At 64.1% G+C, this 21,291-nt stretch carries 18 protein-coding genes; 4 read left to right on the top strand and 14 right to left on the bottom strand.

Going from position 1 to position 21,291, the window contains the following annotated elements; all coding sequences use genetic code 11:
- Window positions 1–154: 154 nt before the first annotated feature.
- The 3 genes from preA to hydA all read right to left on the bottom strand — a co-directional run bounded on the left by preA (window position 155) and on the right by hydA (window position 4,402).
- Window positions 155–1,429, bottom strand: coding sequence for an NAD-dependent dihydropyrimidine dehydrogenase subunit PreA (preA, locus tag N805_RS02435; protein WP_019470142.1), 1,275 nt, complete (start codon window positions 1,427–1,429; stop codon window positions 155–157).
- The gene (locus tag N805_RS02440) at window positions 1,430–2,797 is read right to left on the bottom strand and encodes an NAD(P)-dependent oxidoreductase (RefSeq protein ID WP_019470143.1); all 1,368 of its coding nucleotides are present in this window, start codon (window positions 2,795–2,797) and stop codon (window positions 1,430–1,432) included.
- Between the two features lie 165 nt (window positions 2,798–2,962).
- On the bottom strand, window positions 2,963–4,402 hold the full coding sequence (gene hydA, locus N805_RS02445) for a dihydropyrimidinase (RefSeq protein WP_028613351.1): 1,440 nt from the start codon (window positions 4,400–4,402) through the stop codon (window positions 2,963–2,965).
- 344 nt (window positions 4,403–4,746) lie between these two features.
- Between hydA and N805_RS02450 the strand changes: the two genes are divergently transcribed.
- Window positions 4,747–6,252 carry an NCS1 family nucleobase:cation symporter-1 gene (locus tag N805_RS02450; RefSeq protein WP_028613350.1) on the top strand — a complete coding sequence of 502 codons (1,506 nt, stop codon included), beginning with the start codon at window positions 4,747–4,749 and terminating at the stop codon, window positions 6,250–6,252.
- A gap of 11 nt (window positions 6,253–6,263) precedes the next feature.
- Window positions 6,264–7,547, top strand: a complete 1,284-nt coding sequence (locus tag N805_RS02455) for a Zn-dependent hydrolase (RefSeq protein WP_028613349.1) — start codon at window positions 6,264–6,266, stop codon at window positions 7,545–7,547.
- A gap of 141 nt (window positions 7,548–7,688) precedes the next feature.
- Here the strand turns inward: N805_RS02455 and N805_RS02460 are convergent, their stop codons facing one another.
- From N805_RS02460 to nhaB, 5 genes are all read right to left on the bottom strand, one after another.
- Window positions 7,689–8,228, bottom strand: a complete 540-nt coding sequence (locus N805_RS02460; RefSeq protein ID WP_028613348.1) for an ATPase AAA — start codon at window positions 8,226–8,228, stop codon at window positions 7,689–7,691.
- A gap of 35 nt (window positions 8,229–8,263) precedes the next feature.
- Window positions 8,264–9,223, bottom strand: a complete 960-nt coding sequence (locus N805_RS02465) for a ribonuclease Z (protein ID WP_028613347.1) — start codon at window positions 9,221–9,223, stop codon at window positions 8,264–8,266.
- A 210-nt stretch (window positions 9,224–9,433) separates the two neighbouring features.
- Window positions 9,434–9,979 (bottom strand): lipocalin family protein, encoded by a 546-nt coding sequence (locus N805_RS02470; RefSeq protein WP_028613346.1) that lies wholly within the window; start codon window positions 9,977–9,979, stop codon window positions 9,434–9,436.
- Window positions 9,980–10,050: 71 nt separating this feature from the next.
- Complete coding sequence (locus N805_RS02475; protein ID WP_028613345.1) at window positions 10,051–10,674, bottom strand: dihydrofolate reductase family protein; 624 nt, start codon at window positions 10,672–10,674, stop codon at window positions 10,051–10,053.
- 195 nt (window positions 10,675–10,869) lie between these two features.
- Window positions 10,870–12,372 (bottom strand): sodium/proton antiporter NhaB, encoded by a 1,503-nt coding sequence (gene nhaB / locus N805_RS02480; RefSeq protein WP_028613344.1) that lies wholly within the window; start codon window positions 12,370–12,372, stop codon window positions 10,870–10,872.
- 150 nt (window positions 12,373–12,522) lie between these two features.
- Between nhaB and N805_RS02485 the strand changes: the two genes are divergently transcribed.
- Window positions 12,523–13,335, top strand: coding sequence for a crotonase/enoyl-CoA hydratase family protein (locus N805_RS02485; RefSeq protein WP_028613343.1), 813 nt, complete (start codon window positions 12,523–12,525; stop codon window positions 13,333–13,335).
- Window positions 13,336–13,371: 36 nt separating this feature from the next.
- The gene (gene nudC / locus N805_RS02490; RefSeq protein ID WP_028613342.1) at window positions 13,372–14,202 is read left to right on the top strand and encodes an NAD(+) diphosphatase; all 831 of its coding nucleotides are present in this window, start codon (window positions 13,372–13,374) and stop codon (window positions 14,200–14,202) included.
- On the opposite strand, the gene N805_RS02495 is transcribed toward nudC, so the two are convergent.
- From N805_RS02495 to N805_RS02520, 6 genes are all read right to left on the bottom strand, one after another.
- On the bottom strand, window positions 14,170–14,949 hold the full coding sequence (locus tag N805_RS02495) for a TSUP family transporter (RefSeq protein ID WP_016498840.1): 780 nt from the start codon (window positions 14,947–14,949) through the stop codon (window positions 14,170–14,172). The two genes, nudC and N805_RS02495, sit on opposite strands and share 33 nt — an antisense overlap.
- 202 nt (window positions 14,950–15,151) lie before the next feature.
- Window positions 15,152–15,982, bottom strand: a complete 831-nt coding sequence (locus N805_RS02500; RefSeq protein ID WP_028613341.1) for an alpha/beta fold hydrolase — start codon at window positions 15,980–15,982, stop codon at window positions 15,152–15,154.
- Window positions 15,983–16,062: 80 nt separating this feature from the next.
- Window positions 16,063–17,352, bottom strand: coding sequence for an NAD(P)/FAD-dependent oxidoreductase (locus N805_RS02505; RefSeq protein WP_028613340.1), 1,290 nt, complete (start codon window positions 17,350–17,352; stop codon window positions 16,063–16,065).
- Between the two features lie 139 nt (window positions 17,353–17,491).
- The gene (locus N805_RS02510) at window positions 17,492–19,453 is read right to left on the bottom strand and encodes a DNA topoisomerase III (protein ID WP_028613339.1); all 1,962 of its coding nucleotides are present in this window, start codon (window positions 19,451–19,453) and stop codon (window positions 17,492–17,494) included.
- A 198-nt stretch (window positions 19,454–19,651) separates the two neighbouring features.
- Entirely contained in the window at window positions 19,652–20,080 is a 429-nt protein-coding gene (locus N805_RS02515) for a GNAT family N-acetyltransferase (RefSeq protein ID WP_028613338.1), read from the bottom strand.
- Entirely contained in the window at window positions 20,073–21,239 is a 1,167-nt protein-coding gene (locus tag N805_RS02520) for a cupin domain-containing protein (protein ID WP_028613337.1), read from the bottom strand. Before N805_RS02520 ends, N805_RS02515 begins: the two co-directional genes overlap by 8 nt.
- Between the last annotated feature and the right edge of the window lie 52 nt (window positions 21,240–21,291).

Below are 21,291 nucleotides of genomic sequence, written 5' to 3' on the forward strand. Positions count from 1 at the left end.
TCCATTGTAGGAGCGGCCTTGTGCCGCGATGGGGCGCGAAGCGGCCCCGGCAATCTCGGCGGCGAAGCTGAAACCCTGGGGCCGCTTCGCGCCCCATCGCGGCACAAGGCCGCTCCTACACCGATCGCGTTGCTGGTTCAGGCAGTGTTCTACCTCAACTGGCCTCGCGGTAGGGGTTACGCGGGTCCTGCGTCCAGTTCAGGTACGGCTTGCCGGTATCCTGCGCCTGCATCTCGATGCAGTCTTCGACCGGGCAGGTGATCTGGCACAGGTTGCAGCCCACGCATTCCTCTTCGATCACGCTGTAGGCATGCGTGCCGTCTGCCTTCAGGGTGCTGGCAATGGCCTGGTGCGAGGTGTCCTCACAGGCGATGTGGCAGCGCCCACAGCCAATGCAGGCCTCCTGATCGATGTGCGCCACCGATTTGTAGTTGATGTCCAGGTACTTCCAGTCGGTGGTATGCCCCACCGCCTGCCCACGGAACGCCTCGACAGTGTGATGACCATGCTGGTCCATCCAGCGCGCCAGGCCGTCCTTCATGTCCTCGACAATACGAAAGCCATGCAGCATCGCCGCCGTGCACACCTGAACGGCGCCACTGCCCAGGGCCATGAACTCCGCCGCGTCACGCCAGTTGCCGATGCCGCCAATGCCGCATATTGGCAAGCCACGTGTCTCCGGATCGCGGGCAATTTCCGCCACCATGTTCAGGGCAATCGGCTTCACTGCCGAGCCGCAATAACCGCCGTGGGTGCTCTGGTCACCGACGATGGGGTGGGCGACCATGCGGTCCAGGTCGACGCTGGTGATGGAGTTGATGGTGTTGATCAACGACACCGCATCGGCCCCGCCACGGTGGGCGGCGCGGGCCGACTGACGGATGTCGGTGATGTTGGGCGTAAGCTTCACGATCACCGGCAGCGAGCAGTAGGTCTTGCACCAGCGGGTAACCAGCTCCACGTACTCAGGCACCTGGCCGACCGCCGCACCCATGCCCCGTTCCGGCATGCCGTGCGGGCAGCCGAAGTTCAGCTCGATGCCATCGGCACCGGTGGCCTCCACCAGCGGCAGGATGAACTTCCACGAGTCCTCGACGCACGGCACCATCAGCGACACGATCAATGCGCGGTCGGGCCAGTCCTTTTTCACCTGGGTGATTTCGCGCAGGTTGATTTCCAGCGAACGGTCGGTAATCAGCTCGATGTTGTTGATGCCCTGCACCAGGCGGTTGGCGCCGTAGTGCGCCGAATAGCGCGACGACACGTTGACCGCCGCCGGGTCCTCGCCCAGGGTTTTCCAGACCACGCCGCCCCAGCCCGCCTCAAAGGCGCGGACCACGTTGTAGGCCTTGTCGGTTGGCGGTGCGGAAGCCAGCCAGAACGGGTTGGGTGCCTTGATGCCGGCAAACACGATAGACAAGTCGGCCATTTACGCTGCCTCCACGTTGAGCATGAGTTGGGCATGGATGGCTTCGGCGGCCAGTTTGCCGTGCTGCACGGCCTGAACGGTAAGGTCCTGGCCCAGGGCGGTGCAGTCGCCGCCGGCATACACGCCCGGCAGGCTGGTCTGCAGGGTTTGGTCAACGCGAATGCGCTCACCCTCGCGAGCCAGTTGCGCAGCCACCGGGTCGACCAGGCAGGCATCGTCGAAGCGCTGGCCGATGGCCTTGAAGATGGCATCGGCTTGCAGCTCAAAGGTTTCGCCGGTGTCGCGCAGGCGGCCGTCCGCCAGTTCGGTGCGGGCAAAGCGCATGCCACGCACCTTGCCGGCGTCATCCAGCAGCACGGCGTCGGGGCGCGCCCAGGTGTGCAGGCGCACCTGGTTAGCCTTGGCAATGTCCTGCTCGTGGCCGGTGGCGCCCATGTCGGCGTGGCCACGGCGGTACACCAGGTTGACGTCGCGGGCCCCCAGGCGGCTCATCTGCACGGCCATGTCGATGGCGGTGTTACCAGCACCGATCACCAGGCAGCGGTCGGCCAGCGGCAGCTGGCTCAGGTCATCGGCCTGGCGCAACTCGCGGATGTATTCGGTGGCGGCGAGCACGCCAGGGGCTTCTTCATCGGGCAGGCCCAGCTGGCGCACGGCGTTCAGACCGAGGCCGAGGAACACCGCGTCGTACTGATCGCGCAGTTCGCCCAGGCTGAGGTTGCCGCCCAGGCGCTGGCCATGGCGTACTTCGATGCCGCCAATGCCCAGCAGGAACTCCACTTCACGCTGGGCGTAGTCGTCGACCAGCTTGTAGCGGGCGATGCCGTATTCGTTGAGGCCGCCGGCCTTGTCACAGGCTTCGAACACCACCACGTCATGCCCGTGCATGGCCAGGCGATGGGCGCAGGACAGCCCGGCGGGGCCGGCGCCGACCACGGCGATGCGCTTGCCGGTAGCCGGTGAGCGCTTGAACGGGTGCTCGGTGAAGTGGGCGTTGTCCAGGGCGTAGCGCTGCAACTGGCCGATCAATACCGGCGCACATTCCTGCGCATTGTTGCGCACGCAGGCTTGCTGGCAGAGGATTTCGGTGGGGCAGACGCGTGCGCAGCTGCCACCCAGAATGTTGGCCGAGAGAATGCGCTCGGCGGCGCCTTGCAGGTTTTCGTCGCTGATGCGGTGGATGAAGGACGGGATGTCGATGTCGCTGGGGCACGCGTTGACGCAGGGGGCGTCGTAGCAATACAGGCAGCGCGCGCTTTCGACGGCGGCCTGGCGGGCGGTGAGGGGTGGGGCCAGGTCGCTGAAGCGCTCGGCCAACTGGTCGGCACCGGCCCGGGGGCGCGGCAAGTGGTTCAGGGCGTCGATCACGGTTGTAGCCTCTCTATTTTTTATGGGTGCAGGCGACAGCTGTTTGGGTGGTTTCTGGGGCCGCTGCGCGGCCCATCGCGACACAAGGCCGCTCCTACAAGGGACCGCGCACTCCTGTAGGAGCGGCCTTGTGTCGCGATGGGCTGCGCAGCAGCCCCAATGGCCTTAGCGCTGAACGGGCGTCGGGCGCTGCTGTTCGGCGCGTCGCCCCAGCACCTCATACACCGACGGATACGCCGGCCGTTCCACATACCGCCCCGCACCGGCCTCGGCGCGCAGGTCGCCATCGGCCCAGAGCACCTTGCCCTGGCTGATGGTGTGGCTGGGGACCCCGCGTACAGTGCGCCCTTCGAAGATGTTGAAGTCCACCCGCTGGTGGTGGGTCTGGGCCGAGATGGTGCGGGTGCCCTGCGGGTCCCACAGCACCAAGTCGGCGTCGGCACCCACGCGGATGGCGCCCTTGCGCGGGAACAGGTTGAAGATTTTCGCCGTGTTGGTAGAGGTGAGCGCAACGAACTCGTGCATCGACAGGCGCCCGCTGTTAACCCCAGCATCCCACAGCACCGCCATGCGGTCTTCGATGCCGGCGGTGCCGTTGGGGATGCGGCTGAAGTCGTCGCGGCCCATGGCTTTCTGCTCGGCGCAGAAGCAGCAGTGGTCGGTGGCCGTGGTATGCAGGTTGCCCGATTGCAGGCCGCGCCACAGCGCCTCCTGGTGTTCACGCGGGCGAAACGGCGGGCTCATCACGTAGCCGGCGGCAGTGGCCCAGTCCGGGTCACGGTAGACGCTGTCGTCCAGCAGCAGGTGGCCAGGCAACACTTCGCCGTAAACCGGCTGGCCCTTGGCCCGTGCATAGGTGATTTCATCCAGCGCTTCACGGCTGGAAATGTGCACCACATACAGCGGCGTACCAATGGTTTCGGCAATGCGGATGGCGCGGCTGGCCGCTTCACCTTCCACTTGCGAAGGGCGCGACAGGGGGTGCGCCTCTGGCCCGGTCAGGCCCTGGGCCAGCAGTTTTTTCTGCAGGTGGTACACCAGTTCGCCGTTCTCGGCATGCACGGTGGGTACTGCACCCAGTTGCAGGCAGCGCTCGAAGCTGGCCACCAGGGTGTCGTCGGCGGCCATGATCGCGTTCTTGTAGGCCATGAAGTGCTTGAAGCTGTTTACCCCATGCTTGGCCACCAGTTCGCCCATCTCTTCAGCCACCTGCTCGCTCCACCAGGTGATGGCCACATGGAAGCCGTAGTCGCTGGCGCTCTTCTGCGCCCAGCCGCGCCACGTGTGGAAGGCCTCCAGCAATGACTGCTGCGGGTTGGGGATGACGAAGTCGATGATGGACGTGGTGCCGCCGGCCAGGCCCGCAGCGGTGCCGCTGAAGAAATCCTCGCTGGCCACCGTGCCCATGAACGGCAACTGCATGTGGGTATGTGGGTCGATGCCGCCGGGCATCAGGTACTGGCCGCTGCCGTCGAGGATTTCGCAGTCGGTGGGCGGTTCGAGGTTTTGCCCGATGGCACGGATCAGGCCATCGGCACACAGGACATCGGCGGGGTAACTCTCTTCGTGGGTGACCACGGTGGCGCCACGGATCAACAGGGACATGCCGTTTTCCTCGCAGGCTGACCGGTCTGGGCCGGTTCTTGGAATTGTTTCGGGTGCAGGGCAGGCAGGGCGGTTAATCCTGTCAGGCCTGACAAGATTCGAGGCTAGATGCTGATCTGGAATTCATCAAGAAAATTTTCCTATAAATTTTGTGGTTTTTAACCATCTGATATTTAAGGATTAATTTTTAATGACCCGCTGACTTCGGGCCTTTCAGGGGTTGTTGACTGACTTGACAAGATGGAATTCTGGTCAAGATTTCTAAGCACAAATACGCGTGTGTACTCCGGCCATCGAATTAGCCCGATGAGCAAACAACTAAAAGAAAATCTGGAGAAGGGCCCATGCAACAGAGCAGATCGGAAGTGGTCGAGCAGGATGGCCTGTTCGAGTTGTCCGAGGGCAGCGATGTCCTCGACAGCCCGCGCTACAACCACGACATCGCACCGACCAAGGTGCACCAGCGCACCTGGAACAAATGGCACATCACCGCCTTGTGGGTGGGCATGTCCATCTGCGTACCCACCTACACCCTGGGCGGTGTGCTCACCGCCTACTTCGGCCTCAGTGTTGGCGAAGCGCTGCTGGCGATCCTGCTGGCCAACGTGATCGTGCTGATCCCGCTTACCCTCAACGCCTTCCCCGGCACCAAGTACGGCATCCCGTTCCCGGTGCTGCTGCGCTCGTCGTTCGGCATCCTCGGCTCCAACGTACCGTGCCTGATCCGCGCCGTGGTTGCCTGTGGCTGGTTTGGTATCCAGACCATGTTCGGCGGGCTGGCCATTCACCTGTTCCTTGGCTCGGTGTTCGATGGCTGGAAGGCCTTGGCCGGCACGGGCGAGGTGATTGGTTTCATGATCTTCTGGTGCCTGAACCTGTGGGTGGTGCTACGCGGCGCCGAGTCGATCAAGTGGCTGGAAACGCTCTCGGCACCGCTGCTGGTGGCGGTGGGCGTCGGCCTGCTGTTCTGGGCCCTGCCGCACATGTCGATGACCGAACTGCTGGCGCAACCACCGAAGCGCCCGGAGGGGGCGAGTGTGGTCAGTTACTTCTGCGCCGGGCTCACTGCCATGGTCGGGTTCTGGGCCACCTTGTCGCTGAACATTCCCGACTTCAGCCGCTACGCCCGCAGCCAGAAGGACCAGATTCTCGGGCAGATCTTCGGCCTGCCGCTGACCATGTTCCTGTTCGCTTCGCTGGGTGTGGTGCTGACCGCCGCCTCGGCGTCGCTGGTGGGCGAGACGGTGTCCGACCCGGTCAGCCTGATCGGCAGGATCCACAGCCCGTTCTGGGTGGCCTTGGCCATGGCGTTGATCGTGATTGCCACACTGTCGACCAACACGGCGGCGAACATCGTGTCGCCGACCAACGACTTTCAGAACATCGCCCCGCGCCTGATCGGGCGCAGCCGCGCGGTATGGCTTACCGGCTTTATCGGCCTGGTGCTGATGGGCCATGAGCTGCTGAAGAAGCTGGGCCTGATCGTCTCCGACCTGAGCCTGGAGAGCGTGTATTCCAACTGGCTGCTGGGCTATTCCAGCCTGCTCGGGCCGATTGCCGGGATCATGGTGGTGGACTACTTCCTGATCCGTCGGCAGCAGCTGGACCTGGCCGGGTTGTACCGCGACGACGTGTACCCGGCGTGGAACTGGCCCGGGTTTGCTGCCTTTGCCTTGCCGGTGGCGCTGACGGTAATGGCGATTGGCAACAGCAGTTTCAGCTGGTTCTACGACTACGGCTGGTTTACCGGCTCGCTGCTGGGCGGCGCGCTGTACTACGTCTTCGCCAGTTTGGTTGTGGGCGCGGGTTCACCCGCGAAGCGGCCCGCACCGACAACAAAAAAAGCCTGAAGGAGAAACCCGTGACCCCAGTCAAAGAGATCCTCAAGACCACCGCCCGGCATGTCGACAGCAACCGCCTGTGGCAATCGCTGATGGACCTGGCGCGGCTCGGTGCCACCGCCAAGGGCGGCGTCTGCCGCCTGGCCCTGACCGACCTCGACCGCCAGGCCCGCGACCTGTTCGTGCAGTGGTGCGAGGCTGCCGGTTGTACGGTCAGCATCGACGCCGTCGGCAACATCTTCGCCCGCCGCCCGGGGCGTAACCCCAAGCTGCCCCCGGTAATGACCGGCAGCCATATCGACACCCAGCCCACGGGCGGCAAGTTCGATGGTTGCTTCGGGGTGATGGCCGGGCTGGAGGTGATCCGTACGCTGAACGACCTGGGCGTGGAAACCGAAGCACCGCTGGAAGTGGTGGTGTGGACCAACGAAGAAGGCTCACGCTTTGCACCGTGCATGATGGGTTCAGGGGTGTTCGCCGGCAAGTTCACCCTGGAGGAAACCCTGGCCAAGCGTGATGCCCAGGGTGTCAGCGTGGGCGAAGCCTTGAACGCTATCGGCTATGCCGGCACCCGCGCGGTGCTGGGCCACCCGGTCGGGGCCTATTTCGAGGCCCATATCGAACAGGGCCCGATCCTTGAGGACCAGGCCAAGACCATCGGCGTGGTGCTCGGGGCGCTGGGGCAGAAGTGGTTCGACCTGACCTTGCGCGGCGTTGAAGCCCACGCGGGGCCGACACCCATGCACCTGCGCAAGGACGCCTTGGTCGGCGCTGCCGCCGTGGTGGAGGCGGTCAACCGTACCGCCCTCGGCCACCAGCCCCATGCCTGTGGCACTGTGGGTTGCCTGCAGGCGTATCCAGGCTCGCGTAACGTGATCCCGGGTGAGGTGCGCATGACCCTGGACTTCCGCCACCTGGAGGGCGAGCAACTGAATGCGATGATCGCCGAGGTGCGCGGGGTGATCGAGGCAACCTGTGCCAAGCATGGCTTGAGCCACGAACTGGTGCCTACGGCCGACTTCCCGGCGTTGTACTTCGACAAAGGCTGTGTCGATGCCGTGCGCGCCTCGGCGCAGGCGCTGGGGTTGCCGCACATGGACATTGTCAGTGGCGCTGGGCATGACGCGATCTTCCTGGCCGAACTAGGGCCAGCGGGGATGATTTTCGTGCCCTGCGAGAACGGCATCAGCCACAACGAAATCGAGAACGCCACGCCCGATGACCTGGCGGCGGGCTGCGCAGTATTGCTGCGGGCGATGCTGGAGGCGTCGGAGGCGATTGCCAGCGGGCGGTTGGCGGCCTAGCACCTCGGGCATCAGGCGACCGCGCTTTTTGTAGGAGCGGCCTTGTGTCGCGATCGGGCTGCGCAGCAGCCCCAGGGTTTGGAAGTAAACGCTGATATCGCTGGGGCTGCTGTGCAGCCCGATCGCGACACAAGGCCGCTCCTACAGGGACCGCGCTGCTGGTGCTGGTTGTGTGAGGCCTTCCATAAACGCCGCAATCTGCCGCTCACCACGCAGATGCACAACCGGCACCTGCGGCCCGATTGCCTGGCGGTTGGCTTCGATACCTGGCCGATAGCCCCGGTCGAACGTCCACACAAAACTCAGGAAGGTCAGAAACGCCCGGTCCAGCCGCTCGGTACACCCGGCCGGCAGGTCTGGCCGTGGCTTGTTCAGCACACTGCGCAGGATGACCCGCTTCAGGCATGTCAGCCGTGGTGTATCCAGCCAGATAACCAGGTCGGCCCGTGGTAAGCGCAGGTCGAAGGTGCGGCGGCTGTAGTTGCCCTCGCATACCCACGCTTGCCCGCTAACCGCACTGCGTACTCGGCTGCGAAAGGTCTCGGCATCCGGCTCTACCCAGCCGGCCTCCCAGAACAACGTGTCGAGGTGTACCACCGACGCCCCCAGGCGGGCGCCGATCTGCCGGGCCAGGGTCGATTTGCCACTGCCGGCGTTGCCCAGAATCACGATGCGTTGCATGGCCAAGTCCTTTTGAAAAAACCGGCCATGTTAATTCATCCGGTCAGCTCAAGACAGCCATCCCGGCCAAGGTGATAGCGCTGCAGGTCCTGCGCCAGGGTCAAGTGCCCGTTATAGTGGGCGAGGGCTTCGTCACGCACATTGTCGATATTCGGGCTGCGCCTTGGGTCGCTCTGGTAGCGGGCGCTGAAATGCGTCAGCACCAGGTTGTGCACGCCCGCCGCTTCGGCAAAGCGCGCCACCGCCGCCGCAGTACTGTGGCCGAAGGTGACCCCGGTACGTTCGACCACTGCCTGGGTAAACGTGGCTTCGTGCACCAGCACATCCGCGCCTTGGGCAGCGTCGGCCAGCAGCTCGGGGGTATCGTTGTCACCACACACGATCACCCGCCGCGGTGGCCGGGAAGGGCGCAGGTAGTCGTTGCCCTTCAGCAACTGCTCGCCATGCTGCACCGTCAAACCCTTGGCCAGCTCGCCCCACAGCGGGCCACGCGGTATGCCTTCGGCTTCCAGGCGGGGGATGTCCAGGCGCGGTTCGGGGTTGAGTTCGGTGAACACGAACCCGACGCTCGGCACGCGGTGTGACAGCTGAACGGTCGTCACCTGCAGAGTATCGTTGCGCCATTCGACCAACTCTTCCACGGCCAGCAGGCGCAGTTCGAACGGCAGGAAGGTGTCGCTGGCTACCAGGCCCTGGCGTACCCAGTCATGCAGCGCGGCGGGCAGGATCAGTTCCAGCGGCTGCGTACGCCCGCTCATGCCGGCACTGGCCAGCAGGCCGGGCAGGCCGAAGCAATGATCGCCGTGCACGTGGGTGATGAAAATGGCGCGCAGGTCGCGGATCGACAGCGGTGTGCGCAGCAGCTGGTGCTGGGTGCCTTCGCCGCAGTCGACCAGGTACCAGCCGCTGCCACTGGCTTCGATCACCGCCGTGGCGCTGACATTGCGTGCCTTGGTGGGCACCCCGGCGCAGGTGCCGAGGAACAACAGGTCCATGCTCAGGCTCCTTGTTTCAGCCCAACAGCGTCTGGCCGGTGACAGGGTCATCGAACATGTTGACCAGGATCTTGCCCTGGTGATGGAAAACACACAGGGCAAGAGAACGAACGCGGGGTGCTAATGGTGGCTTGCTAGTCAACGGCTCGCTCCTTCGAGGTATGACGGGCGCACACCTTATCCGCATTGCTGCCTGCCGTCGACGGCCTGCTAGTCTCCCTGCCGCCAGATGAGCTTGCTGGTGTCATAACCTTGCTCCCGGGCGATGGTCAGCAGCTGCTCGCGCTGCTGGTCGGTGACCGCAGGCGTGCGTGAAAGCAGCCACAGGTACTCGCGGTTGGGGTGGCCCACCAGCGCCACCCGGTAATCCTTGTCGTGATACAGCACCCAGTACTCGCCCTTGGTCAGGCCCGGTGCCAGGCGGCTGAACCAGTTGTCGAAGCGCACCCACAGCTTGTCGGTGCTGCCCGGCTGCTGGGCCTCGGCGATGCCCTTGGCTTCGTTCCACTGGCCGTCCTTTTCCTTGCAGCGGTTGGTTACGTCGATCCGGCCATCCGGGCGCAGGCCATAGTTCGCCTCGGACTGCACGCAGTTGCGCTGGAAGAACATCGGCAGCCGGCCCAGTTCATACCAGGTGCCCTGGTAGCGTTGCAGGTCGACCTGCTGGGTGCGCGGCGGTGCCGGTTGATCGTTGCCGGCGCAGCCGAGCAGCGCCAGGGTCATACAGGAAAGCAGCAGCGTAGTGCGCAGCGCCATGGTTGACCTCCTTGGAGCGGATAGGGGCTTCCTGTGTTTCGATGCCTGGGCGGGGCAAAAGTTGTATGGGATTACACCACGTCGAAAGAACCGGTCTGCACCTGGCCTGCGCGCACGTAGCGGCTGATGATCACGCCCTTGGGCGAGACTTGCGACTGCTGCAAGGTAAAGGCCGCTGCTGCTGCGTCATGACCGAACAGGCGTTTGCCGTGGCCGAGCAGCAGCGGGTGGATCAGCAGTTGCAGTTCATCGACCAGGTCTGCCGCCAGCAGTTGCTGCACCAGTTCGGCGCTGCCCTGGGTCAGCAGGTTGGCGCCGTCCTGTTGCTTCAGCGTGCGTACTGCTGCGGCGATGTCCACGCCCAGGGCGTGGCTGTTGTGCCAGTCGAGGGTGGCAGGGGTGTGGGTGGCCACATGCTTGGGCACGCTGTTGAACAGGTTGGCGATGGAAAAGTCTTCGGCGTTGTTTTTGATGTTTGGCCAATAGCCGGCAAAAATGTCGTAGGTGCGCCGGCCCAGCAGCAGCTCAAAGGGCTGGCTGAACAATGCCTGCATGGCCTGGCCGAAGACTTCCTCGGCGTAGGGCACGATCCAGCCGCCGTAGGCGAAACCGCCGCTGGTGTCTTCCTGCGGGCCGCCGGGGGCTTGCATCACGCCGTCGAGGCTGATGAAGGCGGCTACGATGAGTTTGCGCATGGGGACTCTCCTGTTGGCAGCCAGGGTGGCTGTTGGCATGGGATAGTCGAACGGCAGCGGGCAGGATCGACAGCGTGAACCTGTGCCGGCCCTTTCGCGGGTGAACCCGCTCCCACAGGGTCACCACAGGTTCCCAATGCTGTGCAGTACCTGTGGGAGCGGGTTCACCCGCGAAAGGGCCGGCACAGGTTTACATCACAGCCAGTAAGTCACCGCCCACCATCCCAGCCCGCCCATCACGACGGTATAGGGCAAGGCCATCCACACCATTCGCCCATACGACAGCCGGATCAGCGGCGCAATCGCCGAGGTCAGCAGGAACAGGAACGCTGCCTGCCCGTTTGGCGTTGCCACGCTGGGCAGGTTGGTGCCGGTGTTGATCGCCACCGCCAACGTTTCGAAATGCTCGCGGCTCATGCCGCCATTGAGAAACGCCTGCTTCACCTCGGTGATATAGATGGTGGCGACAAACACGTTGTCGCTGATTGCCGACAGCAAACCGTTGGCCAGGTAGAGCATGCCCGGTTGCTGCTCGGCCGGCAGCGTCAGCACCCAGTTGATCAATGGGCTGAACAGCTGCTGCTGATGTATCACCGCGACCACTGCGAAGAACACCACCAGCAACGAGGTGAACGGCATGGCGTCCTGGAAGGCGCGGCCCAGCCGGTGTTCATCGGTGATACCGGTAAACGCCGTGATCAGCACGATCACCATCAGGCCGATCAGGCCAACCTCGGCCACATGCAGCCCCAGGCAGACGATCAGGATCAGCGCCGCGAGCCCTTGTACCCAAAGCGCGATGCGCTGGGCCTGGGTACGTGCGGCATCGTCTTCGGCCGCATAGGCGGCCAGCACCTGACGCACCGGCTCGGGCATCAACGTGCCGTAGCCGAACAGGCGCAGTTTTTCCAGCAGCACGCAGGTCAGCAGGCCGGCACCCAGCACTGGCAGCGACACAGGTGCCACCTTGAAGAAGAAGTCGGCGAAATGCCAACCCATCTCGTGGCCGATCAGCAGGTTCTGTGGCTCGCCCACCAAGGTGCACACGCCACCCAGGGCGGTACCCACCGCGCCGTGCATCAGCAGGCTACGCAGGAAGTCGCGGAACTGGTCGAGGTCTTCGCGGTGCAGGTGGGCGATCTGCTGGTCGCTGTCCAGCGCGCTTTCCTCGCGCGGGTTGGCGCCGGACGCGACGCGGTGGTACACCGCGTAAAAGCCGACCGCAGCGCTGATGATCACCGCCGTCACGGTCAGTGCATCGAGAAACGCCGACAGAAACGCCGACAACGCGCAGAACAGCAACGCCAGAATGGCCTTCGAGCGCACCCCGAGCAAAATGCGCGAGAACAGGAACAGCAGCAGCTCCTTCATGAAATGGATGCCGGCGACCATGAACATCAGCAGCAGGATCACCGGGAAGTTGTGTTGCAGTTCCTCGTACAGCGCCTGTGGCGTGGTCATCTGCAACAGCAGGGCTTCGATCAGCAACAGGCCACCGGGCATCAGTGGGTAGCACTTCAGCGCCATGCCCAGGGTGAAGATGAACTCGAGCACCAGCGCCCAGCCGGCTGCAACCGGGCCAACGGTAACCAGCAGCAGCGGGTTCAGCACCAGGAACAGGCAGATGACCGCCTTGTACCAAAGCGGCGACTGGCCCAGAAAACCGTGGGCGAGGGCGCCGGTCAGGGAGCGTGACATGAATATGTATCCTTATGATTCGGCGATGGCGCACGGTGCCGGATTAGCGCTTCTTAGGCAAGGCGTGCAGTCCCGTTTTTGGCACAAGTACGGCCATCGGGCTGGGTTACCATCCACGCCATGAATCCTTCACCCGCAGGAGTGCCGCCCGTGACCGAGTACAGTGCGTTCAAGGTTGAACTGACCGACAACATCGCCCACGTTCAGATCAACCGCCCGGAAAAGGTCAACGCGATGAACGCGGCCTTCTGGGAAGAAATCATCACTATCTTCCGGTGGATCGACGACACCGACGCCGTGCGCGCGGTGGTGATCAGCGGTGCCGGCAAGCATTTTTCCGCGGGCATCGACCTGATGATGCTGGCTTCGCTGGCCGGGCAAATGGGCAAGGACGTGGGCCGCAATGCGCGCCTTCTGCGTAGCACCATCCAGCGCCTGCAAGCCTCGTTCACCGCCGTGGACAAATGCCGCAAGCCAGTGCTAGCGGCCGTGCAGGGCTACTGCATAGGCGGCGCCATCGACCTTATCTCGGCGTGCGACATGCGCTACTGCAGCAGCGACGCGCAGTTCTCGATCAAGGAAATCGACATGGGCATGGCCGCCGACGTCGGCACACTGCAACGTTTGCCACGTATCATTGGCGACGGCATCATGCGTGAGCTGGCCTTCACCGGGCGCAACGTTGCGGCCGACGAGGCCCTGCGCATCGGCCTGGTCAACCGGGTCTATGATGATCAGGCCGCACTGCTGGACGGTGTTTTTGCCATCGCCCGCGAGATTGCTGCAAAATCGCCGATCGCCGTGGCCGGCACCAAGGAAATGCTCAGCTACATGCGTGACCATCGCATCGACGATGGCCTGGACTACATCGCCACCTGGAACGCCGCGATGCTGCAGTCCGAAGACCTGCGCGTGGCCGTGGCGGCGCACATGAGCAAACAGAAACCGACGTTCGCCGACTGATCGGGCCGGGGGACGCGCAGTCAAGGAACCCCCGATATGTCAGCACGCTGGACTACTGCAGTACTCGACCCGCAGATCACCGGGGGCGTGGCCGTGGCCCGCAGCCCGGAAGGGTTTCTGGTGGACGACAACGGCGCGCTGTTCCCCCGCGACTGGCTCAAACGCCAGGACCTCGACGTGTTATGCGAGCACGGCATCGGCCATTTTGACGGCCAGCCAGTGTTCCTGCTGGAGCTGCGCAGCGCCACCGACGTGCCCGGTTGCCACTGGCGTGGCCTGCGGGCATTCATGCTCGAAGGCGACTTCGACATCTACACAGTACTGGGTTATGCCGCGCAGATCGGCACCTGGGCCCGCGAGCACCGTTTCTGCGGCAGCTGTGGCCAGGCGATGACGCAAATTCGCTGGGAGCGGGCGATGTACTGCCAGCCGTGCGACCTGCGCAGCTACCCCCGTATTTCGCCGAGCATGATCGTGCTGGTGACCCGTGGTGATGAAATCTTGCTGGCGCGTTCGCCGCGCTTTGTCACCGGTGTGTACAGCACACTGGCGGGCTTCGCCGAGCCCGGCGAGTCGGCTGAAGACTGCCTGGTGCGCGAAGTGCGTGAAGAGGTGGCGGTGGAAGTGCGGAACATCCAGTACGTCGGCAGCCAGTGCTGGCCGTTCCCGCATTCGATGATGCTGGGCTTCCACGCCGAATATGCCGGCGGCGAGATAGTCATGCAGCCGGACGAGATCGAGGATGCCCAGTGGTTCAGCGTCCACGACCTGCCACCGTTGCCGGCCGGGCGGTCGATTGCCCGGTACCTGATCGATCTTTATGTGGCCAGGCGCTTAGGCTTGCCCGAACCAGTGCTGCCACGCTAGGCGTACGGTCAACGCCAGCACCACGGTGATGAACACCGGGCGGATGAATTTGCTGCCGCCACTGATCGCCGTGCGTGCGCCGAAGAAGGCGCCGACCATTACCGACAGGCCCATGCACAGGCCGACGACGTAATCCACCTGCCCGGAAATGATGAACACCGTCAGCGCCGCGATGTTGCTGACGAAGTTCATGCTGCGCGCCACGCCGCTGGCGCGGACCAGGTCGATGGGGTACAGCAGCAGGGTGCTGACCGTCCAGAACGCCCCGGTGCCCGGGCCGGCCACGCCGTCGTAGAAGCCCAGGGTGAAGCCTTGCGGCACTTGCCACTTCTTCTTGATCGGCGCATCGGCATCCAGCGGCGCCTTGGGTGTGCCGCCGAACAGCAGGTAGATGCCACAGGCGAAAACGATCACCGGCAGCATCTTGTTCAACCACTCGGCTGGCATGTAGTGGGCGATGACCGCACCGAGCAATGCCCCGGTCAAGGTGGCGAACAATGCCGGGCGCCACTGCGCCGGGTGGAACAGTTTGCGCTTGTAGTAGGTGAAACCTGCGGTGGCCGAACCGAAGGTGGAACTGAGCTTGTTGGTGCCCAGGACCAGGTGCGGTGGCATGCCGGCGGTGAGCAGGGCCGGAGTGGTGAGCAGGCCCCCGCCACCGGCGATGGCATCGATGAAACCGGCGACGAAGGCGACCAGCGCCAGGATCAGCAGGGTTAAGGGTTCTACGGTGAGTTCGAAGGGCATGGGGGTCTTGGCAGGCAGGGAGGCAAGGGGCGGCAAAGGGCCGCACTAGAAGGGTGACATGGTAATCCTGGGAGGGGTGTGTTGCCAGTCCCGGCCTCTTCGCGGGCTCGCCCGCTCCCACAGGTTCAGCGTAAGACCTGAGGGCAGCGCTGTACCTGTGGGAGCGGGTTTACCCGCGAAAGGGCCGTTACAGGTGATCACATCAGCTACGGATAAACGCCAGCAAATCCGCATTGATCACATCGGCATGGGTAGTCGGCATGCCATGCGGGTAGCCTTTGTAGGTTTTCAGCGTCCCATTGGGCAGCAGCTTGGCCGACAGCACCCCGGAGTTTTCATACGGCACGATCTGGTCATCGTCCCCATGCATCACCAGTACCGGCTGGTTTATGCCCTTGAGGTCTTCGGTGAAATCGGTCTGGGAAAACGCCACGATGCCATCGTAATGGGCCTTGGCGCTGCCGATCATGCCCTGGCGCCACCAGTTGGCGATGATACCTTCGCGGGCTTCGGCACCGGGGCGGTTGTAGCCGTAGAACGGCCCGGCCGGTACATCCCGGTAAAACTGCGCGCGGTTACTGGCGACCTGGGCCTGGAAGTCGTCGAACACCGCCTTGGGCAGGCCACCAGGATTGCCGGGCGTTTGCACCATCAGTGGCGGCACTGCGGCGATCAGCACTGCCTTGGCCACCTTGTCTTGAGGGTAACGGGCCATGTAGCGCACCACCTCGCCACCACCGGTGGAGTGGCCGACATGCACGGCACCCTGGATACCCAGGTGGGCAACCACGGCTGCCACATCATCGGCGTAGTGGTCCATGTCGTGGCCATCCCACACCTGGCTGGAGCGGCCATGACCACGGCGGTCGTGGGCTACCACGCGGTAGCCCTGGGCGAGGAAGAACAGCATCTGGGTATCCCAGTCATCTGCGCTCAGCGGCCAGCCGTGGTGGAAGTGAATGACCGGCGCGTCGCGTGGGCCCCAGTCCTTGTAGAAAATCTGCACGCCGTCCTGCGTGGTTACATGGCTCATGATCGTGTCTCCTGTATGCAGGAACCGAAGGGAGCTATTGAGAATAGGGCAGATTTCGGCGAAGCAAGCGCCGGCCGTCTTCAGAGTGTGTCGCGCATTCTGTACCAGGCCTTGGCGGCGGCTTCCAGCGGTGCTGCGAGCAGATCCCCGCCGGGGAAGCGTCCATTGTCGATGCCTTGGTACAGCGCCAACAGGTCGTCATCGCCAAGAATGGCATCGCTGACCGCCCGCGCCGCGGCCAGGGTCGGCAGTACGCCGTGGCCGGAGAACCCCTGCAGCCAATAGCGCTGGCCTTCGCGGCCGACGTCCGGGGTGCGCCGCAGGCTGCAATCGATATGGCCGCCCCAGGCATAGTCGATGGCCACACCGGCCAGTTGCGGGAAAACCCGCTCCAGATACGGACGGGTGGCGCTGGCGACGTCCTTGGGAATACCGCCCAGGTAAGTGCAACCGCCGCCGAACAGCAGGCGGTGATCCGGGGTGAGGCGGAAGTAGTCCGGCACGAACTGGTTGTCGATCACGCAACTGTTACGCGGCAGCAGAGACTGGGCGAAGTCGGCGTCCAGTGGCGCGGTGGCTACCTGATAGGAACCGACCGGCAACAGGCGCCGCGACAGGCCGCGGTCGAGGCGGTCGATGTAGGCGTTGCAGGCCAGCACCAACACCTGGCAGCGCACTTCGCCGTTGTCCGTACGGGCAACATAGCCGTTGCCGGCTTGTTGATAGCTGAGTACCCGGCTCTGTTCGTAGATATGCGCACCACCCGCTTCGAGGGTGCTGGCCAGGCCTTGGGCCAGCTTCAGCGGATTGAGGTGGGCGCCTTTGGCGTCATACAGCGCAGCCTGGTAGCGCGGGCTGTCGATCCATTGTGGCAGCTCGTCGCGGCCGATCAGGCGCAGGGCGTCGTAGCCCCATTTGTGTTCGGCATCTTGCAGGGCTTCTTCAAGCATTTTCACCCGCCGCGGCAGTACGGCGGTCCAGAGGCTGCCCAGCCGGTAGTCGATATCGAAACCATGGCGCCCGGGCAGCTCGCGCATTTCGTCGGCGGCCCAGCACATGCTTGCCCACAGGCGCTGGGCACGTTCCAGGCCCAGAGCCTTTTCCAGTGGTGGCATGTCGCAGGACCAGCCCAGCAGTGCCTGGCCACCGTTGCGCCCGGAGGCAGCCCAGGCCACACGGCTGGCCTCCAACAGTGTTACGCGCTTGCCGGCCTGGGTCAGGCGCAGGGCGGTGTGCAGGCCGCTGAAACCGGCACCGATGATAAGCACATCAGTGTCGTGTGAGCCTTGCAGGGTAGGGCGTAACGGGATGTTGGCGGGGTAGGTCTGGGCGTAGTAGCTGGCGACGTGCTGGGCGGAGTGTTTGAACATCCAGAAGCCTCGTGAAAATTATTGTGATTATTTTCATGAAAACTTAGCAGGTTAATTTCATGTCGCCAATGTGTGGGGCGCGTTTTGTGGTTTTCCTGGTTGAGGTGGGCTGGCTGTACCGGCCTGTTCGCTACAAAGGCTAGGTTGTCGCTTTTTTCCGGGGCTGCCGCGGCTTGCTTGCTGCCGACTTGCTTCCGGTCGCTTTGCTTTTTCCACTGCCACCGCGACGCTTCTTCTTCCAGGGCGGCGCTGCCCCGGCTGCCGGCCCGCTGATGGTCATGCGCATGCCGCTGCAACGCTCGACCAGCTTGCCCATCCACGCCGACTGCCGGGCGACGAACTCTTCCAGGCTCATCTCGCCGCTTTGCACCATGTCCAGCGCCTGCTCCCAGATCGCCGTGGTGCCAGGGTCGGCGATGGCCCGGGGTACCGCATCGATCAGGCTGAAGGCCGCAGGCGTGGCCGCCAGCGCTTTGCCGTTTTTTACGAGATAGCCGCGGTCGAGCAGGCCCTGGATGATGCTGGCGCGGGTGGCTTCGGTGCCGATGCCGGTGGTTTCTTTCAGCTTCTGCTTCAGGCGCGGGTCGTCCACCAGCTTGGCCACGTTTTTCATGGCCTTGATCAGGTCGCCTTCAGTGAACGGCTTGGGCGGCTGGGTCCACAGGTCTTTCAGTTGCAGGCCTTGCACGTTGCAGTCCTGGCCTTCGCGCAGCGCTGGCAGCACCTGGGCGGGTGGTGCTTCGCGGCCTTTGGCCGGGGTCAGCGCTTCGGGCAGGGCGCGGCGCCAGCCCGGTTCGACGATTTGCTTGCCCACCGCGCGCAGGGCATGGCCGGCGCAGTCGAAGTCGGCCTGGGTGCGGTCGTATTCATGATTGGGCAGGAACTGCGCCAGGTAGCGGGCGCGGATCAGGGTGTACACCGCCTTGTGCTTGGCCGGCAGGCGCGACGGGTCGCTGGCGGCGGCAGTAGGGATGATGCCGTGGTGGGCGCTGACCTTGGCGTCGTTCCACGCCCGCGAGCGGCGCTGCGGCTCCAGGTGGGGCTGCAGCGGTGCGAGGCTGGCATCGGCCCGTTGCAGGGCGGCGAGAATGCCCGGTGCTTCGGCGTGCTGGCTCAGCGGCAGGTAGCCGCAATCGCTGCGCGGATAGGTGATCAGCTTGTGGGTCTCGTACAGGGCCTGAGCGATGTCGAGGGTTTCCTGGGCGCCGAGGCCGAACTTTTTCGAGCACAGCTCCTGCAGGGTGCCGAGGTCGAAGGGCAGGGGCGCGGCCTCACGCACGCGCTCGGTGGTTACCTTTACGGCGCGGGCCGTGCCGGCATTACCGATGGCGGTGGCAGCCTGTTGCGCCAACCCCTGATTCAGGCAGCGACCCTGGTCGTCGCAGGCATCTTCGGGCGCACGCCACTGGGCGTTGAAACATTGGCCTGCGTGTTCAAGCTGTACGTCGATGGCCCAGAACGGCACTGGCACGAAGTCGGCGATGCTGCGGTCGCGGTCGACCACCAGGCGCAAGGTAGGTGTTTGCACCCGGCCCACCGGCAGCACGCCCTGGTAGCCGGATTGGCGGCCAAGCAGGGTGAACAGCCGGCTCATATTCATGCCGATGAGCCAGTCGGCGCGGGAGCGGCCCAGCGCCGAGTGGTACAGGTTGAAGGTTTCGTGGCCTGGTAGCAGACGTGCCAGGGCCTTGCGGATGGAGGTGTCATCCAGTGCCGACAGCCAAAGGCGCTGCACCGGGCCGCGGTAGCGGCAATGCTCGACCAGCTCGCGGGCGATCATTTCGCCTTCGCGGTCGGCGTCGGTGGCAATTACCAGCTCCCGGGCTTCGCCCAGCAGGCGCTTTACCGCCTTGAACTGGCTGGCGGTCTTGGGCTTGACCAGCATCTTCCACTTTTCCGGAATGATCGGCAGGTCGGCCAGGTTCCAGCGCTTGTAGCGCTCGTCGTAGCTGTCGGGCGGGGCGGTTTCCAGCAGATGGCCGATGCACCAGGTTACGCAGACGTCAGTGCCTTGCCAGCAGCCGTCGCCCTTGCGCGTGGCGCCGAGCACTTTGGCGATGTCTTTTGCCTGTGAGGGTTTTTCGCAGAGGAACAGGCGCATGGCCGGGAACGCTTCATCGGGGGTGATGGGCACTAGGATGCGCAAGCGGGGGCGCGGAGGCAAGTTTTATCTGGATGGATGTACAGGTTTTTGTCAGGGGAAGTGTGTTGAGCCTGTACCGGCCCTTTCGCGGGTAAACCCGCTCCCACAGGGGCTGCACTTTTTTCAGAATGTGCGCCCCCTGTGGGAGGTGATGGATCAGACGCGCGAGTCGCGCACCATGTCCACGTGCGGGATGCCGGCTTCGAGGAATTCCTCGCTGACTACGCGAAAGCCCAGTCGCTCGTAGAACGGCGTGGCGTGCACCTGGGCGCTGAGCGTCTGCTGCTTCAGGTCGCGGTTCTGTGCTTCGACGATGACCGCATTGACCAGCGCATCGCCAACCTTCAGCCCGCGCCAGTCCTTGAGCACCGAGATGCGGCCGATGGTGCCGTCGGCCAGCAGGCGCGCGGTACCGATCGGATAGTCGCCTTCCAGGGCCAGGAAGTGCAGGGCGTCCTGATCTTCCGAATCGAACTCCAGCTCTGGTGGAATATGTTGCTCGGCGACGAATACCGCTTCACGGATACGGCGGATGTCGGCGTTGTCTTTGTGCCAGTCGGCGAGGCGAACGCTGATTTTATTCATTGGCGAATCCCAGGCTTCCTTGTTTGACCAGCTGCTGTACAAGCATAAGGCCATCTTCATCCTGCAGCCACTCGGCCAGGTTGTCGATGTGCAAGGCATCGGCCGCGCACACCAGCTTCAGCAGTTCGCGCAGTTTGCCTGGCAGTGGGCAGCTGCGGCCGCTGGCGAACAGCAGCAGGTCGTCTTCGAACTCCGACCAGGCCATGCGCGCGCTCGGGTTGCGGATCAGGATGGCGCCTTGCTCCAGGGCGTCGACCAGCTCTTGCTCGCTCAGCTCTTCGCCAACGATCTGCTCGGGGTAGCGCGGCTCGGTCATGAACTGGCCGAACCAGGTCAGCAGCAGGTCCTTGTCGCCCATGTGCTTCTCGAGCAGGGCCTTGAGGCGGTCGAGGGCGTCGTGCTGGATCTGGTGCGGGTCGCTGACCGGCTGGGCGTCGGCGTCACTGTAGCGCTCTTCGTCGGGCAGGAACTGGCCCAGGAAGTCGGTGAAGTGGGTCAGCACTTCGGCGGCGCTTGGCGCGCGGAAGCCCACCGAGTAGGTCAGGCAGTCGTCCACGGCCACGCCGTAGTGAGCCAGGCGTGGTGGCAGGTAGAGCATGTCACCTGGCTCCAGGGTCCACTCTTCGCTCTGCTCGAATTCGGCAAGGATGCGCAGGTCGGCGTGCTCCAGCAGCGGGCTGTCGCTGCTGCACATCTGGCCGATCTTCCAGTTACGCTGGCCGTGGCCTTGCAGCAGGAACACGTCGTAATTGTCGAAGTGCGGACCAACGCTGCCACCGGGGGCGGCGAAGCTGATCATCACATCGTCGATACGCCAGCTGGGCAGGAAGCGGAAGTTTTCCAGCAGCTCGGCCACTTCCGGGACGAACTGGTCCACGGCTTGTACCAGCAGGGTCCAGTCCTTTTCCGGCAGCTCGGCGAAGGTGTCTTCGTTGAACGGGCCGCGGCGCAGCTCCCACGGGTGGGCGCCGTGCTCGAGCACGATACGCGATTCGACTTCCTCTTCCAGGGCCAGGCCAGCCAGTTCGTCGGGGTCGATCGGGCTGATAAAGTCCGGGAAGGCCTGGCGCACCAGCAGGGGCTTCTTCTGCCAGTAGTCGCGCATGAATTCGCGGGCCGAGATGCCGCCGAGCAGCTGCAGTGGAGTATCAGGATTCATGTTCAACCTATTGAAAAAACGTAATTTTCGTAGGGGAATAAAAACGCCCGGC

Source organism: Pseudomonas putida S13.1.2, assembly GCF_000498395.2.
Lineage (GTDB): Bacteria > Pseudomonadota > Gammaproteobacteria > Pseudomonadales > Pseudomonadaceae > Aquipseudomonas > Aquipseudomonas putida_Q.